Raw genomic sequence first — 22,543 nt, 5'->3', positions numbered from 1 at the left:
ATTGATAGGTATAGGACATAATCTGCACCTCAAATTAGGTGTCCAGTTTTTGGGGGGGCAGATCAAAGAGCGGTGTAAATTTGACGGATTTTTTCCTTCACTAAAAGAATGTGAGCAAGTGAATTAATGCTTGCTTTCTAAACGAAAAAGCGTATTATAGCCGTCTAGACGCAAAAACATCTAAAATTTAATTTCAATCTTTAAGGAAAGCTATGTCATCTTATTTATTTACTTCCGAATCAGTGTCAGAAGGGCATCCAGATAAAATTGCTGACCAAATTTCTGATGCGGTATTAGACGAAATTCTAAAACAAGATCCCAAAGCCCGTGTGGCGTGCGAGACCTATGTGAAAACAGGTATGGCACTTGTAGGGGGGGAAATCACCACCTCTGCTTGGGTGGATATTGAAAATCTAACACGACAAGTAATTTGTGATATTGGTTACAAACATTCTGATATGGGTTTTGATGGCCATTCTTGTGCGGTGTTAAATGCTATTGGAAAACAATCTTCCGACATTAATCAAGGGGTGGATCGTGAAAGCCCATTAGATCAAGGTGCAGGCGACCAAGGTATTATGTTTGGCTATGCCACCAATGAAACTGATGTATTAATGCCGGCAGCGATTACTTATGCACATCGCTTAATGGAACGCCAAGCACAAGTACGTAAAGACGGCACCTTGCCTTGGTTACGTCCAGATGCGAAAAGCCAAGTTACCCTAAAATATGAAAATGATAAAATTGTTGGCATTGATGCCGTGGTGCTTTCAACTCAACACGCGGATAGCGTGAGCCAACAAGACATCTATGATGGTGTAATGGAAGAAATTATTAAACCTGTCCTACCAAGTGAATGGCTTGGTAAAGATACCAAGTATTTCATTAACCCAACAGGGCGTTTTGTAATTGGTGGTCCAATGGGAGATTGTGGGCTAACTGGACGTAAGATCATTGTTGATACCTATGGTGGCGCTGCTCGTCACGGTGGTGGGGCATTTTCGGGCAAAGATCCTTCAAAAGTGGATCGCTCTGCCGCTTATGCCGCACGTTATGTAGCAAAAAATATTGTTGCCGCCGGTTTAGCTGATCGTTGTGAAATTCAGCTTTCTTATGCCATCGGTGTGGCTGAGCCGACTTCCATTATGGTGGAAACCTTTGGCACGGGCAAAGTGAGCAATGCGTTATTGGTAAATTTAGTGCGTGAGTTTTTTGATTTACGCCCTTATGGATTAATTAAAATGCTTGATCTCATTCAACCAATCTACCGCCAAACCGCAGCTTATGGGCATTTTGGACGTGAGCAATTCCCTTGGGAAAAAACGGATCGTGCAGCGGAATTACGTATTGCAGCAGGATTAAAATAAAGGGAAAAATAACCGCACTTTTAATATAGCTAAATTGATTTTATCCTTTTTATTCTTATCTTAGATAAAAGAAATTTAGCTATTTTTTTATTTATGTCAGAGACAGATCCTTCATTACGCATACTTAATATGCAAATATTGCGTCAATTACGCCATTATCTATTACTTGCAGAAAGGTATTTTCAACGTTCTTTCCCAATGCCTGAAATAAACTATCAGCTACGAGGTGTGAAAGCAGGCGTGGCATATTTGCAGAAAAACGAAATCCGTTTTAACCGCACGTTACTACTGGAAAATCCTGAATATTTTTTGCAGCAAATTGTCCCTCACGAATTGGCACATTTGATTGTTTATCACGTTTTTGGGCGAGTAGCGCCACACGGTAAAGAATGGAAAGCTGTGATGGAAACGGTTTTTCAGCAACCTGCTGAAATTTATCATCATTTAGATATTAAAAACGTACAAGGTAAAACCTTTGCTTATCGCTGCGGTTGCCGCACTCACAATCTCAGCGTACGTCGTCATAACAAAGTGCAAAAGCAAAGTGCGGTGTATTTTTGCCGCGAATGTAAACAGCCCTTAATTCATTTACCGTGAGTTAAAAACTATGCTACAATCAGGCAGTTTTTAACACCTTTATTGGAGGATAATATGAAAAAACTCTTAGCAGTAGCAATGAGTGCTTTAGCTATTTCATCAGCAGCCAATGCAAATTGGTATGTACAAGGGGATTTAGGTTATTCAAAAGCTAAATTTACTGGTGGCTTTAATGAGCTGAATATGAGCAAAGTTGCCCCAAGCGTATCTATTGGATACAAAATCAATGAACTACGTTTTGCATTAGATTACACTTATTATGGTAAGAAAAACTATTCTTATTATATTCAAGAAAATGCTACAGATTATGAAAAAGGCAATGGTTCAATTAAAGCTCAAGGTTTTGGTTTTTCTGCCCTTTATGATTTTAATTTAGATATTCCACTTAAGCCTTACATTGGTGCTCGTTTATCCTTAAATAAGGTAAAGCTCAATGAAACTTCGGTAGAAGTTAACTCTAATGGGCATTTTACGGGGTTTGATAATGAGTCACACACTAAATTTGGTTATGGTGTATTAGCAGGAGCTTCTTATCAAATTACTGATAATTTAGCTTTAGATGCAGGTGTTCAATTGCAACGTTTAGCTTCTTTTGAAAATACCAAAGTAAACCAATATGGCTTAAAAGTCGGTCTTCGTTACGAATTCTAATTAATCAATGTCTTATTGTCAGTGCGGTGGTTTTCCACCGCATTTTTTTATGCTGAAATCGTTTAGCTTTATTTGATGAAGCCTTTCTAAATGTTTACAATACAGCAATTTTCTTAATGAACGGTAACATAATGAAACGGCATCAACTTCTGTTACAAGAAATGGGGCTTTCCCAATGGCAACTGGTTCGCCCTGAAAGCTTGCAAGGTGTAGTTAATATTCCTATTGATGAGCGGGTACGGTTGGTGATCATTAGTGAGGCTGAAAATCCCCCTATTGCGTTATTACAGGATATTTTGCGTAGCCTAGATGTGAAGCAAAATGAATATTTAACGATTCATTTTGATTTTATCCCGCATTTGCACGTCAGCCACGAAGTACATTATTGGTTATTAAGCGAAAATTCAGAAAAAATCCACCGCACTTTGCCGTATTGTCAAAAAGCCTTGAGCCAATGGCTATCGCCAAATTGGGAAACCTTGATGGCAAGCCCGCAAGAAAAGCGTCAATTATGGCAGCAAATTCAAGGAATTAATCCATAATGATAAAGATCTCACCGATTCAATCACAAGATTTTGATCGATTATTTTCGATCGAACAGCAAGCGCATCTTGTGCCTTGGTCTTTAGGGACATTAAAAAATAATCAAGGTGAACGCTATTTCAATTTAAAATTAGAGAAAGAGCAGCATATTATCGGCTTTGCCATTTGTCAGAAAGTGCTTGATGAAGCTACCTTGTTCAACCTTGCCATTGATCCTGCTTATCAAGGGCAAGGCTTAGGAAAGCAATTATTGCACTCTTTAATGGATGAATTGCGCGAGCAGGGCATTTTGACATTATGGTTGGAAGTGCGTCAATCCAATGAAATCGCGCAAAGGCTTTATCAGCAATGCGGCTTTAACGAAGTGGATATTCGCAAAAATTATTATCCGACGTTAGACGGCAGACGAGAAAATGCTGTGGTAATGGCGTGCTATTTATAAGGAACAACAATGCTAGAACGTTATCGTGGGGAAATTATCCTTTTATTTGTGACCATTTCTGCTGCCATTGGCTGGTTCTTTTCAAAATATGCTATTGATGCCTTGCCCTCGGTGGGATTTATCGGCTTGCGATTTTTTCTTGCTGCGTTGGTTTTCTTGCCTTTTGCTTATCCTCATTTACGCCGTTTGAGTCATCGGCAGGTGCTTAATGCCTTGCTAATTGGGGGCGTTTTTGCGGTTTTTCTTGGTGTTTGGATTTTGGCAATCACCAATAATACCAATTTTGGTGAAGGGGCGTTTCTCACCAGTTTATCAATGTTAATTGCGCCGTTGCTCGCTTGGCTGCTGTTCAAACAAAAGCCGCAATCGCGTTTTTGGCTCAGCTTGCCCATTGCGATTTCAGGCTTGTATTTTCTTGCTTTAGGTGATAATGGGTTTAATCTTTCTTCAGAGAATAGCTTGTATTTACTCACTTCACTGCTAGCCGCGACTTATTTTGTGCTTAATCATCATTATGTTCGCCATATCCCTGTGCTGCCTCTCACCACCATTCAGCTAGCAATGGTGGGTATTTTATGTGGTTTGTATTCGATTTTTATGGAAACTTGGCCAGAGGATATTCCGAATGAAACTTGGGGCTGGCTGGTAGCCAGTGTGCTGATCGCAACCAATTTTCGTTTTTTATTGCAAACCCTTGGTCAGAAGTATTGCAGTGTCGGAAATGCGGCATTAATTATGCTGCTTGAGCCTGTGTGGACACTTTTTTTAAGTATGATGATTTTTCACGAACCGATTACATCACATAAGGCATTAGGTTGTGGGTTAATTTTTCTGGCGTTAATGTTCTATCGCTTGCCGAAAGAAAAGCTGAAACAATTTTTGCGTAGAAAAAAATAGTAAAAAAACACTGCACTTTCTTTAGTTATATCAAGAGCCTAACTCGTTGGCAGTATTGTTGATATGGCTTGCCAAAAAGTGGTAATAATACTCGTTCTTCCTGCTTAATTTGGAACTGATTTATAATCATAATAAAGCAAATCGGTTCTAAAATTGCCAATCCTTTTTCTAGCCATAAAAACCAGCTTAGCAAGACCCACCATAAGCTAAGGTACATTGGGTTAGGGCTGTATGAGTAAATGACTTTTGTGATAAGACGGGAGGTTTTTTTCGTTGCCAGTGGGCTTATGGTTGTTTTAGTTTGATGAAATTGCCAAAGGCTACAAATGGCAATAAGGCTTGCCAATATCCTTATGGGGAGAAGAAAGAGAGGCGGGAAAGAGAATAATCCAGCGGGAGGAACAAGAGAGCAAATAACATTTCACCAAAAAACCGAACAGTTGGCAGACTTAAACCCGAATGCAAGGCAGGTTAATGATGAATAAACAAACTTATTGTGGTATTGATGTTGCTAAACGTCATTTCGTAATTGGGCTTTTTAACCAAAAACGAACAAAGACTGAAACCAACAACCCAAAAGGGATTGCGCATACCATTGAGTATTTACGCGATTTCAGTGTAAACTTAATTGTCCTTGAAAGCACTGGGGGGCTTGAACTACCATTAGCTAAAGCACTCCACCGCGCAGGCTTTCATGTAGTCATTGCCAACCCACGACAAACCAATCAGCTTGCTATGTCGCAGTCACTAGCAAAAACCGACAATAAAGATGCCAAAATGTTGGCTTTTTACGCCCAGATGCTCGCAATGCGTGATAATGTAGCGCAACAGCGTTATATACCACCAACGCCAGACAGGACTTGAAGCCTTGTTTTACGCCGTAATCAGCTTGTCGAAATGCGTTTGGCGGAGAAAAACCGCCTTGAGCAAGTTCATTCCACACAAGTACTCAGTGTTGAACAGCATATTGACTATCTCAGCCTGCGTATTGATGAACTGGATAGTGAAATCGAATAGCATCTCAAATATTTTGACGATGCAATAAAAAAGTTTAAAGACATCAAAGGGTTAGACACACAAACGATAGCCGTTTTGATGTCAATGTTGCCTGAGTTAGGTCAATACACACATAAACAAATTGCTTCGCTTGTTGGTGTTGCGCCACACCCGAAAGAAAGCGGCAGTACAAAATGGAAAAGCTGATGTTCAGGTGGTCGTAAAGCTGTACGAAATGCGCTATATATGGCAACGTTTGTTTGTGTGCGTTTTGAACCTAAGCTTAAACAATTTTACGAACGTTTGCGAGCGAATGGCAAGGCGTTCAAAGTGGCGATTAACGCTTGTATGCGTAAGCTTCTGACCATTTTAAATGCGATTGTCCGTGATGGCTCACAGTGGGACGCTTACGCACTTTAATTAACGAATTTATATTTTGGCTTTTTTTGATGTCCTTTTTTCGGTTGGATTTCTTTCTTCCATTCGTAAAAAGTGGAGGTGCTGATGCCGTAGATTTTTAGAAAATCTACAATTCGCTCTGCTTTTTTGGCTTCTTCTATGATTTTTTTACGGAAATGTACAGGATAGGTCATATTGTGCCCCATTTTGTTTTTTGGGAAATTTGACTATATAATCATTTTTTATTCATTAATCGCGAAAAAGGCTTAGTCGCAACTAAGCCTTATCATAAATAGGTCATTGCAAGGATATCCTATATATTATCTATTTTTTCCTGTTTTTCTAAATAAAACCATTCAGCTACTTGTTTGGCAAAGTAGGTAAGAATGCCGTCAGCACCTGCGCGTTTAAAACAAAGCAGGCTTTCCATAATACATTCTTTTTCTTTCAACCAACCATTTTGAATTGCTGCCATATGCATTGCATATTCGCCTGATACTTGGTAAGCAAAGGTGGGTACTCCAAAGTGTTGTTTAACACGGTAAACCATATCCAAATAAGGCATTCCGGGTTTCACCATAACCATATCTGCCCCTTCTTGAATATCTAGCGCCACTTCTTGTAGTCCTTCATCACTGTTGGCAGGATCAAGTTGGTAGGTTTTCTTATCGCCACCTTTGAGGTTACTCGATGAGCCTACCGCATCACGGAATGGACCGTAATAATTTGAGGCATATTTAGCGGAATACGCCATAATTTGTGTATTGATGAAACCTTTTTCTTCAAGTGCGGTGCGAATTTTGCCAATTCTTCCATCCATCATATCACTTGGTGCGACAATATCTGCGCCAGCTTCTGCGTGGGAGAGGGCTTGTTTCACTAGCACTTCAGTGGTGAGGTCGTTTAACACATAGCCATCATTATCGATAATGCCATCTTGTCCGTGTACCGTGTAAGGGTCAAGCGCGACATCCGTTAATACCCCTAATTCAGGATAAGTAGCTTTAAGTGCTTTTACTGCACGCTGTACTAAGCCATTCGGGTTATAGGCTTCTTCTGCCATAAGCGATTTTTTACTTTGATCAATCACTGGAAATAAGGCGATAACCGGTACCCCATATTTCACTAATAATCCTGCTTCGATCAGCAATTGATCTAAAGTTAAACGCTCCACTTTTGGCATAGATGGCACAGGTTCACGATAATTTTCACCCTCTATAATAAATACAGGATAAATGAGGTCATCTACGCTGAGTTTATTTTCTGCCATTAAGCGGCGACTAAAATCCTGTTTGCGCATACGTCGTAAACGGCGTGCTGGGAAACTCGTGAAAATTTGTGTAGTCATTGTATTCTCCAAAATTAAAGGGGCGTTTGCCCCTATGCTATTTAATTATTTCTTGTTCGTTTTCTTCATTTGGATTGTCAGTATTTTCTTTTGGACGATAAAAACGTGCAAAAAGTAATCCTACTTCAAATAATAAGCACATTGGAATCGCAAGTAAGGTTTGTGAAAAAATATCAGGGGGAGTTAGTAGCATACCAATAATAAATGCGGCGACAATAATATAAGGACGTTTTTTCTTTAGGTTTTCAATTGTTGTTACACCAGACCAGCAGAGTAAAATAATCGCAACAGGTACTTCAAAACAAACCCCAAAAGCTAAAAAAAGCGTCAGCACGAAATCTAAATAGCTACTAATGTCTGTGGCAATGGCAACGCCGGCTGGGGCGGTTTTGGTGAGAAAGCCAAACACTAAGGGAAACACCACATAATAAGCGAAAGCTACGCCTAAATAAAACAGCACGGTACTTGAAAATAAGAGCGGATAAATAAGGCGTTTTTCGTGTTGATAAAGTGCGGGGGCAATAAATGCCCAAATCTGATATAGCAAAAAGGGAACAGCAATAAATAATGCCACAACACCCGTTAATTTTAGTGGGGTAAAAAAAGGCGTTGCAATATTGGTTGCTATCATACTTGCCCCTGATGGCATCACGCTTAATAAGGGGGAGGCAACAAAATTGTAAATATCATTGGCAAAATAGACTAAGCCTAAGAAAATTACTGCGACAACAAGAACGCAACGTAATAAGCGATCGCGAAGTTCCAATAAATGACTGATCAGAGGTTGGGTTTCTTCAATACTCATAGAACGCCTTTATGCTTTTTCTGATTTAGATTCAGGTGAAGAGCTGACTTCTGCCAAGCTATCATCTTCAGGATAATAGGCACTGGTCAGTTCAAGCTGAGATTCATCTTGTTCGGCTAATTCTGCAATATCAGCAGGAGAAAGTTCACTTTCATTAGATAAGGTATCAGTTGCGTGTTTTTCATCAGAATTTTGCACCGAACTTTTTAGCTCTTGAACTTGTTGTTCAAAAGTTGTTTGTGTGCTTGCCGCTTTTTCCTCTAAATTTGCTTTAATTTTTTCCGCTGAGGCTTTGAGATCTTCCACAGTTTGGCTTAATTCAGGAGAAAGTTGTTTTAAATTGAGATGTTCAGCTTTTTTGATACTTTCTTGCAACTCTTGTAATTTCAGCTCTTGGCTTAACTCATTTTGTACATTTGCGGCAAGTCCACGGATCGTACTCACCCAGCCCATAACTGTACGAATGGCAATAGGGAGACGTTTAGGGCCTAGTACCACTAAGCCCACAATGGAAATTAACAGTAATTCAGAAAAACCAATATCAAACACGGATTATGCCTGTTCTTTGTCTTTTACAGTTTCTGTTTTTGCTTGTTGTGCGTCATCGGCAATTTTTTTCGGCTCTGCGGGTGTTTCATCGTCTTTCATTGCATTTTTAAAGCCTTTCACTGCAGTGCCTAAATCTGAACCCACGTTACGCAATTTTTTTGTACCGAAGAAAACTAATACAATTAACAAAACAATGAGTAATTGCCAAATGCTTACGCCACCTAAACCCATTTTTTACTCCTATAACTAATTTAATAAAATTGTGTGAAAATATAACTTTTTTATTCATCTTGAACAATAGACAATTTACATTATTTCACATTTTATTGATTTATCACCCAATTTTGCGCGCGAATTGAGGTTATGGCATTATCAAGGCAATGAGCCAAAATAGCCCTCCACCCGTCAATAAAGTAATATTTACCCATAAAGGTAAGGCAGAAAATTGCCATAATGTTCCGAAGAAAAGGACTGTCCCCATTATCACCGCTAATGCTTTTTTCTGCCAACGTTGTTGTTGCGCTAATTTTTTATTAATGGCATTCAGTTGTTGATGAATGTGGTTTTGTTGTTTTAGTGCATCCATTAAGGTGGCGGGAAACTGTGGTAAATGCTCAACAATATAAGGCAAAGTCGCTTTTAGGTTTTTCGCCATTGCCTTCATTCCCATTTGCTCATCTAGCCAGTTTTGTAGAAACGGTTTTGCCGTATCCCATAAATCAAGTTGTGGATAAAGCTGTCGTCCTAAGCCTTCAATATACAGTAAGGTTTTTTGTAATAAGACGAGTTGAGGTTGCACTTGCATATTAAATTCGCGTGCGACATTAAATAAATTGAGCAAAACTTGAGCAAAGGAAATTTCCGATAGCGGTTTAGCAAAAATCGGTTCACACACTTCTTGGAACGCTTGTTCAAAGGCATCAATATTCGTATCCTGTGGTGTCCAACCTGCATCAACGTGCATTTGCGCAACGCGACGATAATCACGATTAAAAAAGGCAACAAAACTTTCTGCCAAATAGCGTTTATCATTATCGTTTAAGCGTCCAACAATACCGCAATCAATGCCAATATATTGCGGATTTTCAGGATGCTGTGGATTAACAAAAATATTTCCCGGGTGCATATCGGCGTGGAAAAAACTATCACGGAATACTTGGGTAAAGAATACTTGTACGCCACGTTCTGCGAGTAATTTCATATTTGTGCCATTGGCTTTTAGTGTCTCTACATCAGAAACAGGAATACCGTAAATTCGCTCCATTGTGATGACATTACGGTAACAAAATTGTTGATACATTTCTGGAATATAGAGCATTGGGCTATCTGTAAAATTGGCTTTCAATTTGATTGCATTAGCCATTTCAATACGCAAATCTAATTCATCACGCAAGGTTTTTTCATATTCACGAATCACTTCCACCGCGCGTAAACGATACCCTTCACTGGATAAACGGGGGATCCAGCTGGCTAATTTGTACATCCAGCTTAAATCAGCCTCAATTTGTGGCTGGATATTGGGGCGTAGCACTTTGAGTACCACTTCTTTGCCCGCAAGCGGTTGAGTAGTATTAAATCTTGCGGTATGAACTTGAGCGATAGAAGCCGAAGCAAGGGCAGTTTCGTCAAAATCTTCAAACCACGTTTCTAGTTTATCCCCAAAGGCTTGTTCAATTTGTTCTCGTGCTAATTTCCCGTCAAAAGGTTCAACTTGATCTTGCAATAAGGCTAATTCATCAGCAATATCAGGGGGGAATAAATCTCGTCTGGTTGAAAGCATTTGCCCAAGTTTGATCCACACAGGCCCAAGTTCTTGTAAAGCAAGACGTAAACGCAAGCCGAATGCCAGCTCTTTATGCTGATTACGTAACCAAAATAAGGTTTTACGCCAACAACGCAAGGGACGAGTGTAGGCATTATGAGGCAGGGCGTCATCTATCCCATAAATTAAAAATGTACGGATAATTTTGTATAAGCGTTTGAAATCGTTAAAAGTCATTAGATTAATTTAATATTGTTTCAAGTTGTATGAGTTTCTGTTCTAAAAGTGCGGTGCGTTTTTCTAGCATTTTTACTTGCTGATTAAAATCATCAATGGCCAAACTGGGAGAGATGACTTCCCATTCTTCGGTTAGACGTTCACCCCAATATTGCTGGCTTTGCCGTAATTTTGTTGTTGCCATTTGCCCAAAATTGCGTAAAAAATTCACCGCACTTTGTGCCACCACATCCCCCACAAAAGGCGAAAGTAATTCAGCTGGATCTTTTTCTAGAAATTCTAAGAGTGCGGTAAAATCCTGCAATACTTGTAAATCACCTTGCAATAAAATGGATTGATCATTGAGATAAGAAGATAATTGCTGTTTGTTTGGCATTTTCATTAGCATTTGGGCTTTCAAACTGACTGTACAATCAACTTCATCTTCATATTGGTTGAGGAGATCAATCCGTTGTGGTGAAAAAACAAAATAAATTGGAAAATCAATTTGTTGCAAATTAATTTTAAGGACTTTACCGTTAAGTTTACGCAAATAAATTTCGCTATGTGCCGTGCGTTTGAGTAAATAATTTAGTAAGGATTCTAACGCACCGTTGAGCCACTGAGGCAGCATTAATTGTTGCAAGAAGTTCATTTTTTGACTCGCTTAAAATTTATAGCCTCGATGCAAGGCAACAATGCCTGCGCTGAGGTTGTAGTAACTGACTTGCTCAAAGCCGGCTTGTTCCATCATCGTTTTGAGATCCTCTTGTTTGGGGTGCATTCGGATAGATTCAGCTAAATAGCGGTAACTATCGCCATCATTCACCACCACTTCACCGATTTTCGGTAAAATATTGAAAGAATAAAAATTATAGATTTTGCTTAGTGGATCTAAAATCGGTTTAGAAAATTCCAACACTAACAAGCGCCCACCGGGTTTTAATACGCGGAACATTGAACGTAATGCTTTGTCCTTATCTGTGACATTACGTAAGCCAAAACTAATAATTACGCAATCAAAGGTGTTATCGGCAAAGGGCAAGGTTTCTGCATTAGCTTGTACATAATTGATGTTGCCCACTACGCCAAGATTACGCAATTTTTCTCGTCCCACATTTAGCATTGAAGAATTAATATCTGCCAAAATGACTTGTCCACTTTCACCGACAAGGCGAGAAAATTTCGCGCTGAAATCTCCTGTTCCCCCTGCTAAATCTAGCACTTTTTGCCCTTTTCGCACGCCACTGCAATCAATCGTAAAGCGTTTCCAAACACGATGAATACCAAAAGAAAGCAAGTCATTCATTAAATCATATTTGCCTGCCACTGAGTGGAACACGTTGGCTACCAGCTTTTGTTTTTCTGCTTTTGCCACAGTTTGGTAACCAAAATGGGTGGTTTCTTGTTCATTATCAGTCTGAATTTGTTGCGTGTCAGCTTGTGCAAAGTGCGGTGCATTTTCTGGCAATTTTTTGTGGGTATTGTTTTGGGAAGTCATAACCTTGTCCGAAAAATAAGATGAATGTCCCTTAGGATAACAAAAAATAGCGGATTTCTCCGCTATTTTTATTAGAAAATGCTTTTGTGAAGAAAACAAAGCTAAAAGCTGGCGTTCATCTTAAATAGCATCATTTTAGAACCATAACAAATAGGCTAATGTGCCAATAACAAATACGCTAATAAGATTGAGCAAGATACCCGCTCGGATCATTTCGCGTTGTTTCACTTCGCCTGTACCAAACACAATGGCATTTGGTGGTGTGGCAACTGGTAGCATAAAGGCACAGGATGCGCCTAAACCAATAATAAGGGCTAAGCCTAATTCTGGCATACCTAATGATTGTGCGATAGAGATAAAAATTGGCACTAATAGGGCCGCACTTGCCGTATTTGAGGTAAATTCTGTTAAGAAGATGATAAACGCAGCGACCAACAAGCCGATAAGATAGAAATGCCCTCCTTCAATTAAGAAAACAATACCATCAGCTAAAATACGGCTTGCACCTGAATCACGCAACACGGAACTGAGGGTTAAACCACCTCCGAACAGCATTAACACGCCCCAATCGGTGTTATTTTGTAACTGTTTCCAAGAGGCGACACCTGTGGCACAAATAATTACCGCTGCAAGCAGAGCAATGACGCTGTCAAAACTCACAATTTTTTTCTCTAAACCAAGTAATGAAGAAAGTATAGGATTAATTTTGCTGCTAAATACCCAACATAGCGCAATTAAGATAAAAATCACTAGCGTAATAATGCGTTTAGAATTAAATTCAATTTTTTCAAAATCTTGTTTGAAATGTAGATTGAGTTTTGGGCGGAATACCATATATAACGTACCAATCATAATTGGCATTAATAGGAGCATCACAGGAATACCGTAACTCAACCAATCTGAGAAGGTCAGTTTAAGTTGTGTTGCGACAATGTTATTTGGCGGGCTACCTACGAGCGTTCCCATACCACCGATACTGGCACTATACGCAATACCTAATAATACGAATACATAGGTGTTATGCTCACGTTCTTTATCCATTTGGCTTAAAATCCCCATTGCGAGAGGCAGCATCATTGCGGCGGTTGCGGTGTTACTCATCCACATTGATAAAAATGCGGTAATAGTAAAGAGATAAAGCACTGCAACTAATAAGCGACCGCCAGCCAATGCCATAATTTTATTGGCGATCATTCGATCAATATTTTGCTGATGAAGTGCGGTGGCTAATGCAAATCCACCAAAAAAGAGAAAAATATTTGGATCGGCAAAAGCAACCAAAGCCTGTTTGGTGGTGACCAAATCTAGCATAATAGCAAGTAGGGGAACTAAAAGCGCAGTAATCGTTACGTGCAAGGCTTCGGTTAGCCATAATACCGCAATAAACGCTAACATTGCCAAGCCTTTATTTGCTTTGGGATCAAAAGGAAGAAAATTTAATAAAACAAAGAAAAGCACCATATCGGCAATCAGAATAATGCTATTACGATGTGATGTAGTTTGGGGTGATGTTGTATTCATAGTTATTCCTCTTTATGTTCGTTATTGGTGCTAACCTTTTGGGGTTAGCCATAAAGACAAGCTAACGTTATCAAGTTGTTAATAAAAAGCAATAAAAAAATTGTGGTTTTGTGAGGCAGGTCAGAAAAATAGCTGAATAAACAGTAAAAAGTCGCAATCAAGCAAAAAGATGAAAAAAGCTAGAGTAGAAAAATAATGGCAAGAAAAACTTGCCATTATCTTAATCGAATTATTCTTCTTCGGAATCGTCCAACGCTAAAGGCTCTTGCGAAAGGATAATGCCCGTTAAATCTGCATACACATAATCTTCAGGGTAAAACGTCACCCCACCAAAATTCACAGGGACATCAACCTCGCCCTGTGTATCATCGTTTGCCCCCACTGGAATTGGTGCAAGGGCTTGAATACCGATATCTAAATTTTCTAACTGTTGAATTTGACGAACCGCACCGTAAACGATAATCCCTTCCCAGCCATTATCTACGGCAAGTTGAGCAAGTTCAGCATCAATCAAGGCTTGACGCACTGCACCGCCACCGTCCACTAATAACACGCGACCTTCACCGTTTTCTTCCAAAATTTCGCCAATTAAGCCATTGCTTTCAAAGCATTTTACGGTGGTAATTTTGCCGTAAAAGGAAGTTAAGCCACCGAAGTTAGAAAAAATTGGTTCTACAACATCAACTTGATCTAAATAAATATCGCAGAGAGTAGAAGTATCAATACACATAAGTTCACCTGTTATACGCTGAAAATGATTGTTCTAGTATATGCCTATTGCTAGCCCACTAGCAAGCCGAAACTAAAAAGTAAGTTAGTTAAAAGGGCGAGCATTGACATTTGCCCAAGCATTGGGCGCAATAATAATGGGTCTTTACTATGATAAACGAAGGCAGCGTGTTTTATTAGTAATGGATAGGCAATAAGGAAAATAAAACTCACTAATTGGTGGAAATTGGCTAAGGCAAAAAGCAGATAACAGATGGCGCCTGTGGCTAATAAAAGGCAATGATAAATCCGCCCTTTTTTTGCACCTAATCGTACGGCTAAGGTATTTTTGCCCGCCTTTTTGTCTTGTTCTATATCTCGTAAGTTATTGATATTCAAAACTGCGGTAGCAAATAATCCAGTTGCAAGTGCGGGTAAAAAAATCATCAAATTTAGTTGGTGAGTTTGCAAATAATAGGTTCCACATACCCCCAAAATTCCAAAAAATAACAACACGGAAATATCGCCTAATCCCATATAACCATAGGGCTTTGCACCTACGGTATAAGTAATCGCTGCAATAATGGCAAGACCCCCTAACAGGGAAAAAGCCAAGAGATCAGCATAACTTTGATAAGCTATGGCAATTAACAGAAAGCCGAAAAATAAACTCGCTAAAATGAGGGCGATTAACCCTTTTTTCAGTTGCTTTGCACTAATCACGCCGTGTTGAATACCACGCAATGGTCCGATACGCTCTGCGGTATCACTGCCTTTTTGGTGATCGCCATAATCATTGGCAAAGTTAGAAAGAATTTGTAACAACAAGGTGGTAATCAAACATAATAGACTGATTTGCCAGCTAAATTTATGATCCCAGTAGGCAAGCGCCGCCCCCATAACAATTGAGGCGGCGGCTAAAGGTAGGGTTTTCGGTCTTGCCGTTTCCACCCACATTTTAATGACTTGTTTATCCATATTTTTCACTATCTTTCTAAATTCTAATTTTGGCGTAAAATATTCCAAAGAATTGGCTATTGTACTCATTTATCTTCGCCATTTTAACTGTTTAAGGAAAATATGTCGCAACTTAATTTAACCCTTTCCCCTATCGGAATCATTCATAGCCCTTATAAAGAGAAATTTTCCGTGCCACGCCAACCTAATTTAGTGCAAGATGGTGTTGGCACAATCCGCTTACTACCGCCTTATAACCAACCTGAGGCAGTACGTGGTTTGGAACACTTTTCTCATTTATGGCTTATTTTCCAGTTTGATAAAGTCCCCGTAGGCAAATGGCAACCGACAGTTCGTCCACCACGCCTTGGCGGTAATCAACGCATAGGCGTATTTGCTTCACGCGCGACACATCGCCCAAATCCACTTGGTTTGTCTAAAGTTGAATTAACGGGGATAGAAATAAATAAGGGGCAAGTATTACTTCATTTAGGCGCGGTTGATTTAGTTGATGGCACACCAATTTTTGATATTAAACCTTATCTTGCCTATGCCGACAGTGAACCGAATGCAAAATCAAGCTTTGCCCAACAACCCCCTGAAGCAAGATTGCAGGTTGTTTTCTCACCCAAAGCGCAAACGCAATTAATCAAGTGCGGTGCAAAATACCCAAATTTTCAGCGTTTCATTAGCGAAGTGCTACAACAAGATCCCCGTCCTGCTTATCACCAAGCGAGTACCTCTGAGCGAATTTATGGAATGCGATTGTATGATTTTAATATTCGTTGGTTGGTGAAAAATGGCGCGTGGGTGGAAGTGATTGATATTGAAGAATCAGAATAGGGCGAGCTACTATAAAAAAGCGTTCAAATATCAGCCATTTGAACGCTTTTTAAAATCTTACATTAATACGTTGTAAACTACCCCAGCTAACACTGCTCCTGTAATTGGACCTAATACAGGTACCCAGCTATATTGCCAATCTGCTGATGTGTTTAAGGTTTTACCTAATAATCCAAGGGTTAAGCGAGGCCCGAGATCTCGTGCAGGGTTGATCGCATAACCTGTTGTACCACCTAAACTTAAACCAATTGCCCATACTAAAATAGCGACGGGTAATGCGCCGAGAGAGCCTAATCCGATAGGCGTTGTGGTGCCTTCTGGAAAATCAAGGCTTGCACCGGAGAGATAGAAAATCACAAATAATAAAACAAAGGTGCCAATTACTTCACTGATAAAATTGTTAGCATAGTTGCGTATAGCCGGTTCTGTGCAGAAACACGCACGTTTTGCACCTTGATTTTCCGTTGCGGTGAAATGATCTTTATAGAACGTATAAACGAGTAATGCGCCGAACATTCCTCCTGCGATTTGTGCCATAATATAGCCGAAAATCATTGATGGATCGAAACTCCCAATAACTGCCAAGCCAAGGGTTACGGCAGGGTTAAGATGCGCACCACTGTAAGGCCCTGTTACAACAACTGCCACATAAACAGCAAAGGCCCAAGCTGTGGTAATGACAATCCATCCTGAACTTTGTCCTTTGGTTTTATTTAAGCATACATTAGCAACCACGCCATTACCCATTAAAATCAGTAATGCGGTACCAATAAATTCCGCCAGATAAGCATTCATAATGCACTCCTTTTCATCTTTTCGTTTGCTCTGTGATTTTCTTTCGTTTAGAACCAAAAAGGCATTTTTGAATATTATTGGTGCGTATTTCATTATTAATAGAAATGTGTTTAAAGCAATACTTTTTATAAGGATTTAGCGACTTTTTATCTAATTTGTTAGCTTGATCACATTTTTAATTTATTGATTAATATTGAAATATAAAAAATAACTCATAAGAAGTAGAGGAAAAATATTTTGTGAAACAGATCAAATTTTTACATATTGATTATTTTAAATTTGAGCGTTTTCAATTATTTTTTATTTTTAGTAGTTCTTTCGTTTTAGCTCAAAAAAGGTTTCGGATAGTAAGATTGGTGCGACATTTTACTCATCTCATAAATAAAAGAGGACTGAATTATGGCAGAAAAAAAATATATCATCGCTTTAGACCAAGGTACAACAAGTTCCAGAGCGGTATTGCTCGATCATAATGCTAATGTGGTTGAAATTGCTCAACGTGAATTTACCCAAATTTATCCTCAAGCAGGCTGGGTAGAACATAATCCAATGGAAATTTGGGCAACACAAAGTTCAACATTAAATGAAGTCGTTGCCAAAGCCGGGATTTCTTCTGATAGCATTGCTGCAATAGGGATTACAAACCAACGTGAAACAACCATTGTATGGGAAAAAGAGACGGGAAAACCCGTTTACAATGCGATTGTATGGCAATGCCGGCGTACCGCTGAGATTACGGATAAATTAAAACAAGAAGGCTATGAAGATTATATCCGCAAAACCACGGGGCTTGTTGTCGATCCTTATTTCTCAGGAACAAAAGTTAAGTGGATTTTGGATAATGTCGAAGGTGCAAGAGAAAAAGCTGAACGTGGCGAATTACTTTTTGGTACGGTAGATACTTGGCTTGTGTGGAAACTCACTCAAGGACGTGTTCACGTTACGGATTACACCAATGCTTCTCGCACAATGCTGTTTAACATTCATACCAAACAATGGGATGACAAAATGCTCGACATTTTGGATATTCCAAAATCAATGCTCCCCGAAGTGCGTAATTCTTCAGAAATCTACGGGCAAACCAATATCGGCGGAAAAGGTGGCGTGCGTATTCCCGTGGCAGGTATTGCAGGCGACCAGCAAGCAGCGCTTTATGGACATCTTTGTGTTCACGCAGGGCAAGCCAAAAATACCTATGGTACTGGCTGCTTTATGTTAATGCACACGGGGGATAAAGCCGTTCAATCACAAAATGGCTTACTCACCACCATTGCTTGTAATGCCAAAGGTGAGCCAGAATATGCCTTAGAAGGCTCAATTTTTATGGGAGGCGCATCAATTCAATGGTTGCGTGATGAACTTAAAATTGTTCACGATAGCTTCGACAGCGAATATTTCGCACAGAAAGTGCCAGATTGTAACGGTGTCTATGTGGTTCCTGCCTTTACAGGCTTGGGCGCGCCTTACTGGGATCCTTATGCTCGTGGCGCAATTTTGGGCTTATCTCGTGGCGCAAATCGCAATCACATTGTTCGTGCAACACTTGAGTCTATCGCTTATCAAACTCGTGATGTATTGGAAGCAATGCAATCTGATTCAGGGGAAAAACTGAAATCCTTGCGAGTGGATGGCGGTGCCACAGCCAATAATTTCCTCATGCAATTCCAAGCCGATATTCTTAACACCCCTGTTGAACGTCCTGTCGTGAAAGAAGTTACCGCATTAGGTGCAGCATATCTTGCTGGGCTTGCCACAGGATTTTGGAAAGATTTAGATGAGCTACGCGATAAAGCCGATGTGGAACGTACTTTCCTGCCTGATGACGATGAAGCTAAACGAGAAAAACGTTATAAAGGCTGGAAAAAAGCGGTCAAACGTGCCTTAGAATGGGAGAAAGAGGAAGATTAGCATTAACATTTCTTCTTGGAAAAAGTGCGGTGGTTTTTCACCGCACTTTTTATATGGGATTTTTATAGATTGTTATTTTCTAGAGCTATATTTTTTGTGGTACGATACGAAGAGATATTTATCTAAACACGATTATTTTTTCATCATAAGCTAAGGATAATCTAATGCAAAGATTTTCACCAAAACTCACGTTAGGGGCGATATTAGTTGCCTGTTACTCGCAAGCGAATGCGATCGATTTAACTTGTTCTAATCAATATGGGTGTAATTTTATGACTCATATTTCTAAATCTAATACCTATCAAATTTATGAACCTTTATTTTCAAGAGAAGATGGGCATCTTTTATCAGAAGGAGAATTTCCTGCTAATGATGATAAATCTTTCAATATTACCGTTCTAAAAGGAAATTATAAAAATAGAGAAGCCACTTCTAATGGTATGGATCAATATGGATCAAAAATTGGTGGTGCATTATTTACAGTACTGGATCTTTCTAAGAAAAATCGTATTACTTTAAAAGAAGGGGTATCGGCTAGTTTGGATCGTTATCCTAGTGATGGCAGCGCTATTCTTGGGCTTGGGCAAGGTGATATGGGATTGATTGAACAAGGTGTAATATTAACAGTTGGGTCAAGCATTGAGCAAATTAATGGAGAGTATGAGTACGGTGGTGCAGCAGCTTACATATATCAAGGTGAGCTAATTGCAAAAGGTGGGAATATTGTTTTAAATGGTTCTGGTACAGAAGGAATTGTTTCTTATTATTCCAATCTACAATTAGATAATTTATCTATTTTAATGAATTCAGATAAAATAACTGGAATATCAGCTTCTGGTAATGTGAATTTTGAAGGAAATAATTTATCAATAACAGGAAATCAAGATAGGCAAATAGGCATTGAAATTTTAAGAGATACTCAAGAAGATCAAATTAGTATTAACTTAAGCAATAGCAAAATTGCTTTAAATGATAAAAGCACGGCATTTTCTATTGATGGAACTGATATTGGTGAGCAAGAGAATGGATCTCCTTCTAAAATAAATATTAAAAATAGTAATTTTTCATCAGGTTCTTTTTTCAAATATATAACAATGAATGTTAATGATTTGGATGATGAAGAATATCCTAAAAAAGATGCTATCAATATTCAAATTAATGGTGGAGAAATTAAAGCAAACCGTTTAGTTAATATGAACGATCAAGAAATGCTTAATTCAATAGGCACAGGGCTTGAGTTGATTAACACTTTAGCTCTAAAAATCCAAGCCGATCAAGGTGCGAAATTGCAAGGTGTGAGTTATATTAACCCTAATTACGAATACGGTACGGTGGATTTAACTTTAAATGGTAATAGCCAGTGGAAATTTAAAGGTGATAGCACGCTAGATAATCTCAGTGTGAATAATTCGACAGTTGAGTTTGAGCCTGATTCTGCATTCCATACTTTAACAATTAACAAAGATTTATCTGGCAGCGGTGAATTTATTTTAAATTCAGATTTAGCTTCTGAAAACGCTGATCAAATTATTGTGAAAGGCAGTGTAACAGGTAATCATCGTTTACAAGTGCGAAATTCTCGCAATGAACCCAAAAAAGAAAATGGCAAAGTTATTCTGGTTAAAACCAATTCAGGTGATGGGGAATTCAGTTTAAAAGATAAACCTTATGTCGATGCTGGAATTTATCGCTATGAATTAGCGAAAGATAATAATAATTGGGTATTGGCGCATAAAGGCAAATCAACCAATACTGAAGAACCGCAACCGCAACCGCAACCGCAACCGCAACCGCAACCGCAACCGCAACCGCAACCGCAACCGCAACCGCAACCGAGCGATGAGGGAGAAAGAATATTTAGTCAATATGCCAATAATGTGATTTCAATTCAACAAGCGGCAAGAGCTTATTTATATACACAAGGGGAAACAGTAAGCGAACGCGTTGGTTTCTTGCATAATACAGAACGCTTAACTGGGTTCTGGGTACAAAATAGTAATAATTGGAGTGAAGTGGATTCTTATCAAACACTTTTAGCTAATACATCAGGCTTTAAACAGCGTAATCATTTACTGACCGTAGGTTATGATGTGCATTTTGTCAATCAAGAGACTTCTTACTATGCGGGGCTTTATACGGGGCTTGGTCAAGGAAAAATTGATTTCGACAAAGATTACGGCAGCGCAAAAATCAAAGGTAATCATATAGGTGTTTATGGAGGAATGCAGTGGCAAAATGGCTTATTCCTTGATACTGATTACAGCTACAACCGCTTACGCTTAAGTGGTGATGAAGTTGATAAACAAAGCTTCAATGCTCATAGCTTACGCCTTGGTACAGGTATTAAATTACCGATGTTTACTAATTGGAATGTTGTACCACAAGCGAGCATATCGGCAACCAAATTCAATGGCAACACAACTTACCGTAGCAAATTGGGCGCTCAATTTATGGGAAATTTTGCGCTTTCGTCGGTTAGTCTAAAACCTTACGCGGGTGTTTATTGGCTAAATGATTTTGGTTCAAATGATATTGTGATCAATCAGTCCAAAGCCAATATTCAATCATTTGGTAACCGCGCCCAACTTGAATTAGGCGCTGCATTGAAAACTGTATTTGGTTCTTTTGATGTTTCATTGAAAAATGAAATGGGGAGTCGCTATAGAGAGAATGTACAGCTCAATCTAGGGTATAGCTATCAATGGTAATTGGCTCAGAATAAAAGTGCGGTAGTTTTTTATTAAATTTTTAAACCGCATATAAGAGAAAAGGCAGTGTATCAATCTTTAATTGAACACTGCCTTTTTAGTATGAAATAAAATAAGCCTTATTTCACAAACTCACTAAATGTTAATTCATAATGGTCGCCATCTTTATCATAAGAAATATAACGAGGGAATTGCTCACCACGATATTTTTTTACCACAAAAGATTTTTCGCCAGTGCGGAATTGATAAGTGATTTCTGTTTGTGATTGATTTTGAATTTTTATTTGTCGTTCGCTTTGTTTTACGAAGACATTTTTCATCGGATATAATTTTTTGCCGTTAGTAATTTGGAAATTTTTCGGTAATTTGTCGTAATAGCTAAGCTGGAATGCTACCGTGAATAAATCAAAGGTTGGCATTTCAAGTGGCTCGCTTTTCAAACCATTTTTCACTTTACCATAAGCAATTTCATTGCCTTTGATAATCGTTTTTGCATAAGGTTTACCGTTACGTACATCTTGGTAATTGGTCATTTTGAAATCTGTTTTACTTTGCGTCCCAACGGATTTAAATTCAATGTTATACAGCGGAATATTGATCTTAGCATCAACGTGATATTGCGATCCGTTGGCATTAAAATGCACATAGGCAGGCATTAAATAATTTGAGCTGTATTTGATATTGGTATCTAAATTTGCCCACGCATTAGGTAAAGCAAACAAGCTAAGCAAAAGCACTTTGAGTCGTTTCATTAAAATTCCTTTGAATATTTATTAAATGAAGTATTTATTTAGATGACATTACACAATAATAGTTCATTGTAAAAGAAAGTGATCTGCCCCCAAAAGATAAGCAATTTTTTAAGCGCTTATTGTGGCAATACCATTGGCACTTTTATAGTGACTATTAATGGTTTTACTATAGGTATATTAAGGCAGTTATAACTACAAAAAATATGAGTACGGTCGGTTTAAACTTAAAAGTAGTCGAAGAATATATTGACGGCTTTAAGGCAAGGCGTTAGTTATTA

At 38.8% G+C, this 22,543-nt stretch carries 24 protein-coding genes and 1 pseudogene; 11 read left to right on the top strand and 14 right to left on the bottom strand.

The genetic code is table 11. From position 1 onward, the window contains the following. The first annotated feature begins 212 nt into the window (after positions 1–212). The 6 genes from metK (at position 213) to L5B83_RS12105 (ending at position 4,497) form a co-directional block, all read left to right on the top strand. Entirely contained in the window at positions 213–1,367 is a 1,155-nt protein-coding gene (gene metK, locus L5B83_RS12130; RefSeq protein ID WP_265778691.1) for a methionine adenosyltransferase, read from the top strand. A gap of 93 nt (positions 1,368–1,460) precedes the next feature. Next, the gene (locus tag L5B83_RS12125; RefSeq protein ID WP_265778690.1) at positions 1,461–1,964 is read left to right on the top strand and encodes a SprT family zinc-dependent metalloprotease; all 504 of its coding nucleotides are present in this window, start codon (positions 1,461–1,463) and stop codon (positions 1,962–1,964) included. A gap of 54 nt (positions 1,965–2,018) precedes the next feature. Beyond that, a complete protein-coding gene (locus L5B83_RS12120; RefSeq protein WP_265778689.1) occupies positions 2,019–2,615 on the top strand; it encodes an opacity family porin in 597 nt (198 codons plus the stop codon). Positions 2,616–2,746: 131 nt separating this feature from the next. Further along, complete coding sequence (locus L5B83_RS12115; RefSeq protein ID WP_250349584.1) at positions 2,747–3,157, top strand: DNA polymerase III subunit psi; 411 nt, start codon at positions 2,747–2,749, stop codon at positions 3,155–3,157. After that, on the top strand, positions 3,157–3,600 hold the full coding sequence (gene rimI, locus L5B83_RS12110) for a ribosomal protein S18-alanine N-acetyltransferase (RefSeq protein ID WP_265778688.1): 444 nt from the start codon (positions 3,157–3,159) through the stop codon (positions 3,598–3,600). The genes L5B83_RS12115 and rimI overlap by 1 nt, the downstream gene beginning before the upstream one ends. 9 nt (positions 3,601–3,609) lie before the next feature. Further along, positions 3,610–4,497, top strand: a complete 888-nt coding sequence (locus L5B83_RS12105; RefSeq protein ID WP_265778687.1) for a DMT family transporter — start codon at positions 3,610–3,612, stop codon at positions 4,495–4,497. A 25-nt stretch (positions 4,498–4,522) separates the two neighbouring features. On the opposite strand, the gene L5B83_RS12525 is transcribed toward L5B83_RS12105, so the two are convergent. Further along, complete coding sequence (locus L5B83_RS12525; RefSeq protein WP_442780648.1) at positions 4,523–4,843, bottom strand: methyltransferase family protein; 321 nt, start codon at positions 4,841–4,843, stop codon at positions 4,523–4,525. Between L5B83_RS12525 and L5B83_RS12100 the strand changes: the two genes are divergently transcribed. Together L5B83_RS12100 and L5B83_RS12095 are read left to right on the top strand one after the other, a co-directional pair. Further along, a complete protein-coding gene (locus L5B83_RS12100; protein ID WP_265778686.1) occupies positions 4,824–4,982 on the top strand; it encodes a hypothetical protein in 159 nt (52 codons plus the stop codon). The genes L5B83_RS12525 and L5B83_RS12100 overlap by 20 nt on opposite strands. After that, positions 4,972–5,913, top strand: a pseudogene (locus L5B83_RS12095) (IS110 family transposase). The gene L5B83_RS12100 and the pseudogene L5B83_RS12095 overlap by 11 nt, the downstream one beginning before the upstream one ends. Here the strand turns inward: L5B83_RS12095 and L5B83_RS12090 are convergent. The 11 genes from L5B83_RS12090 to L5B83_RS12040 form a co-directional block, all read right to left on the bottom strand. Continuing rightward, positions 5,910–6,086 (bottom strand): helix-turn-helix domain-containing protein, encoded by a 177-nt coding sequence (locus tag L5B83_RS12090; protein ID WP_265778685.1) that lies wholly within the window; start codon positions 6,084–6,086, stop codon positions 5,910–5,912. The pseudogene L5B83_RS12095 and the gene L5B83_RS12090 sit on opposite strands and share 4 nt — an antisense overlap. Before the next feature lie 119 nt (positions 6,087–6,205). Continuing rightward, positions 6,206–7,240: a porphobilinogen synthase gene (gene hemB / locus L5B83_RS12085; RefSeq protein WP_265778684.1), complete on the bottom strand. Its 1,035-nt coding sequence runs from the start codon at positions 7,238–7,240 to the stop codon at positions 6,206–6,208. 37 nt (positions 7,241–7,277) lie between these two features. After that, the gene (gene tatC, locus L5B83_RS12080; RefSeq protein ID WP_265762254.1) at positions 7,278–8,045 is read right to left on the bottom strand and encodes a twin-arginine translocase subunit TatC; all 768 of its coding nucleotides are present in this window, start codon (positions 8,043–8,045) and stop codon (positions 7,278–7,280) included. A gap of 9 nt (positions 8,046–8,054) precedes the next feature. Next, positions 8,055–8,594 carry a Sec-independent protein translocase protein TatB gene (gene tatB / locus L5B83_RS12075; protein WP_265762253.1) on the bottom strand — a complete coding sequence of 180 codons (540 nt, stop codon included), beginning with the start codon at positions 8,592–8,594 and terminating at the stop codon, positions 8,055–8,057. 3 nt (positions 8,595–8,597) lie between these two features. Further along, positions 8,598–8,825 (bottom strand): Sec-independent protein translocase subunit TatA, encoded by a 228-nt coding sequence (gene tatA, locus L5B83_RS12070; RefSeq protein WP_250350868.1) that lies wholly within the window; start codon positions 8,823–8,825, stop codon positions 8,598–8,600. A 130-nt stretch (positions 8,826–8,955) separates the two neighbouring features. After that, positions 8,956–10,593, bottom strand: a complete 1,638-nt coding sequence (gene ubiB, locus L5B83_RS12065; protein WP_265762252.1) for a ubiquinone biosynthesis regulatory protein kinase UbiB — start codon at positions 10,591–10,593, stop codon at positions 8,956–8,958. Between the two features lie 4 nt (positions 10,594–10,597). Beyond that, positions 10,598–11,227, bottom strand: a complete 630-nt coding sequence (locus tag L5B83_RS12060) for a ubiquinone biosynthesis accessory factor UbiJ (protein ID WP_250350866.1) — start codon at positions 11,225–11,227, stop codon at positions 10,598–10,600. Positions 11,228–11,239: 12 nt separating this feature from the next. Beyond that, positions 11,240–12,073, bottom strand: coding sequence for a bifunctional demethylmenaquinone methyltransferase/2-methoxy-6-polyprenyl-1,4-benzoquinol methylase UbiE (gene ubiE / locus L5B83_RS12055; protein WP_250364140.1), 834 nt, complete (start codon positions 12,071–12,073; stop codon positions 11,240–11,242). 135 nt (positions 12,074–12,208) lie between these two features. Continuing rightward, on the bottom strand, positions 12,209–13,594 hold the full coding sequence (locus L5B83_RS12050) for a DASS family sodium-coupled anion symporter (protein ID WP_265778683.1): 1,386 nt from the start codon (positions 13,592–13,594) through the stop codon (positions 12,209–12,211). A gap of 229 nt (positions 13,595–13,823) precedes the next feature. After that, entirely contained in the window at positions 13,824–14,324 is a 501-nt protein-coding gene (rraA, locus tag L5B83_RS12045; protein ID WP_265778682.1) for a ribonuclease E activity regulator RraA, read from the bottom strand. 50 nt (positions 14,325–14,374) lie between these two features. Beyond that, positions 14,375–15,280: a 1,4-dihydroxy-2-naphthoate polyprenyltransferase gene (locus tag L5B83_RS12040; RefSeq protein ID WP_265778709.1), complete on the bottom strand. Its 906-nt coding sequence runs from the start codon at positions 15,278–15,280 to the stop codon at positions 14,375–14,377. Positions 15,281–15,382: 102 nt separating this feature from the next. On the opposite strand from L5B83_RS12040, the gene tsaA reads away from it, so the two are divergent. After that, positions 15,383–16,102: a tRNA (N6-threonylcarbamoyladenosine(37)-N6)-methyltransferase TrmO gene (tsaA, locus tag L5B83_RS12035; RefSeq protein WP_265778681.1), complete on the top strand. Its 720-nt coding sequence runs from the start codon at positions 15,383–15,385 to the stop codon at positions 16,100–16,102. 57 nt (positions 16,103–16,159) lie between these two features. Here tsaA and L5B83_RS12030 read toward each other — a convergent pair whose 3' ends face one another. Continuing rightward, positions 16,160–16,897 carry an MIP/aquaporin family protein gene (locus L5B83_RS12030; RefSeq protein WP_265778680.1) on the bottom strand — a complete coding sequence of 246 codons (738 nt, stop codon included), beginning with the start codon at positions 16,895–16,897 and terminating at the stop codon, positions 16,160–16,162. Positions 16,898–17,296: 399 nt separating this feature from the next. Here L5B83_RS12030 and glpK point away from each other — a divergent pair, with 399 nt between their 5' ends. After that, positions 17,297–18,805: a glycerol kinase GlpK gene (glpK, locus tag L5B83_RS12025; RefSeq protein WP_265778679.1), complete on the top strand. Its 1,509-nt coding sequence runs from the start codon at positions 17,297–17,299 to the stop codon at positions 18,803–18,805. A 164-nt stretch (positions 18,806–18,969) separates the two neighbouring features. Further along, on the top strand, positions 18,970–21,513 hold the full coding sequence (locus tag L5B83_RS12020; RefSeq protein ID WP_265778678.1) for an autotransporter outer membrane beta-barrel domain-containing protein: 2,544 nt from the start codon (positions 18,970–18,972) through the stop codon (positions 21,511–21,513). 119 nt (positions 21,514–21,632) lie between these two features. On the opposite strand, the gene L5B83_RS12015 is transcribed toward L5B83_RS12020, so the two are convergent. Beyond that, on the bottom strand, positions 21,633–22,265 hold the full coding sequence (locus tag L5B83_RS12015; protein WP_265778677.1) for a hypothetical protein: 633 nt from the start codon (positions 22,263–22,265) through the stop codon (positions 21,633–21,635). Between the last annotated feature and the right edge of the window lie 278 nt (positions 22,266–22,543).

Source organism: Avibacterium sp. 21-599, assembly GCF_026226765.1.
Classification (GTDB): Bacteria; Pseudomonadota; Gammaproteobacteria; order Enterobacterales; family Pasteurellaceae; genus Avibacterium.
Note: the sequence above shows the minus strand (reverse complement) of the source record. Positions and strands in the feature narration are given on the sequence as shown.

Excerpts from the sequence above, each read along its gene's own strand:
- L5B83_RS12030 (WP_265778680.1), bottom strand. The coding sequence starts at position 16,897 with ATGAATGCTTATCTGGCGGAATTTATTGGTACCGCATTACTGATTTTA.
- L5B83_RS12015 (WP_265778677.1), bottom strand. The coding sequence starts at position 22,265 with ATGAAACGACTCAAAGTGCTTTTGCTTAGCTTGTTTGCTTTACCTAAT.
- L5B83_RS12115 (WP_250349584.1), top strand. The coding sequence starts at position 2,747 with ATGAAACGGCATCAACTTCTGTTACAAGAAATGGGGCTTTCCCAATGG.
- glpK (WP_265778679.1), top strand. The coding sequence starts at position 17,297 with ATGGCAGAAAAAAAATATATCATCGCTTTAGACCAAGGTACAACAAGT.
- L5B83_RS12100 (WP_265778686.1), top strand. The coding sequence starts at position 4,824 with ATGGCAATAAGGCTTGCCAATATCCTTATGGGGAGAAGAAAGAGAGGC.
- L5B83_RS12120 (WP_265778689.1), top strand. The coding sequence starts at position 2,019 with ATGAAAAAACTCTTAGCAGTAGCAATGAGTGCTTTAGCTATTTCATCA.
- L5B83_RS12040 (WP_265778709.1), bottom strand. The coding sequence starts at position 15,280 with ATGGATAAACAAGTCATTAAAATGTGGGTGGAAACGGCAAGACCGAAA.
- rimI (WP_265778688.1), top strand. The coding sequence starts at position 3,157 with ATGATAAAGATCTCACCGATTCAATCACAAGATTTTGATCGATTATTT.
- L5B83_RS12020 (WP_265778678.1), top strand. The coding sequence starts at position 18,970 with ATGCAAAGATTTTCACCAAAACTCACGTTAGGGGCGATATTAGTTGCC.
- metK (WP_265778691.1), top strand. The coding sequence starts at position 213 with ATGTCATCTTATTTATTTACTTCCGAATCAGTGTCAGAAGGGCATCCA.
- L5B83_RS12050 (WP_265778683.1), bottom strand. The coding sequence starts at position 13,594 with ATGAATACAACATCACCCCAAACTACATCACATCGTAATAGCATTATT.
- ubiB (WP_265762252.1), bottom strand. The coding sequence starts at position 10,593 with ATGACTTTTAACGATTTCAAACGCTTATACAAAATTATCCGTACATTT.
- L5B83_RS12090 (WP_265778685.1), bottom strand. The coding sequence starts at position 6,086 with ATGACCTATCCTGTACATTTCCGTAAAAAAATCATAGAAGAAGCCAAA.
- L5B83_RS12125 (WP_265778690.1), top strand. The coding sequence starts at position 1,461 with ATGTCAGAGACAGATCCTTCATTACGCATACTTAATATGCAAATATTG.
- tatC (WP_265762254.1), bottom strand. The coding sequence starts at position 8,045 with ATGAGTATTGAAGAAACCCAACCTCTGATCAGTCATTTATTGGAACTT.
- tatA (WP_250350868.1), bottom strand. The coding sequence starts at position 8,825 with ATGGGTTTAGGTGGCGTAAGCATTTGGCAATTACTCATTGTTTTGTTA.
- ubiE (WP_250364140.1), bottom strand. The coding sequence starts at position 12,073 with ATGACTTCCCAAAACAATACCCACAAAAAATTGCCAGAAAATGCACCG.
- L5B83_RS12105 (WP_265778687.1), top strand. The coding sequence starts at position 3,610 with ATGCTAGAACGTTATCGTGGGGAAATTATCCTTTTATTTGTGACCATT.
- L5B83_RS12060 (WP_250350866.1), bottom strand. The coding sequence starts at position 11,227 with ATGAACTTCTTGCAACAATTAATGCTGCCTCAGTGGCTCAACGGTGCG.
- hemB (WP_265778684.1), bottom strand. The coding sequence starts at position 7,240 with ATGACTACACAAATTTTCACGAGTTTCCCAGCACGCCGTTTACGACGT.
- rraA (WP_265778682.1), bottom strand. The coding sequence starts at position 14,324 with ATGTGTATTGATACTTCTACTCTCTGCGATATTTATTTAGATCAAGTT.
- tsaA (WP_265778681.1), top strand. The coding sequence starts at position 15,383 with ATGTCGCAACTTAATTTAACCCTTTCCCCTATCGGAATCATTCATAGC.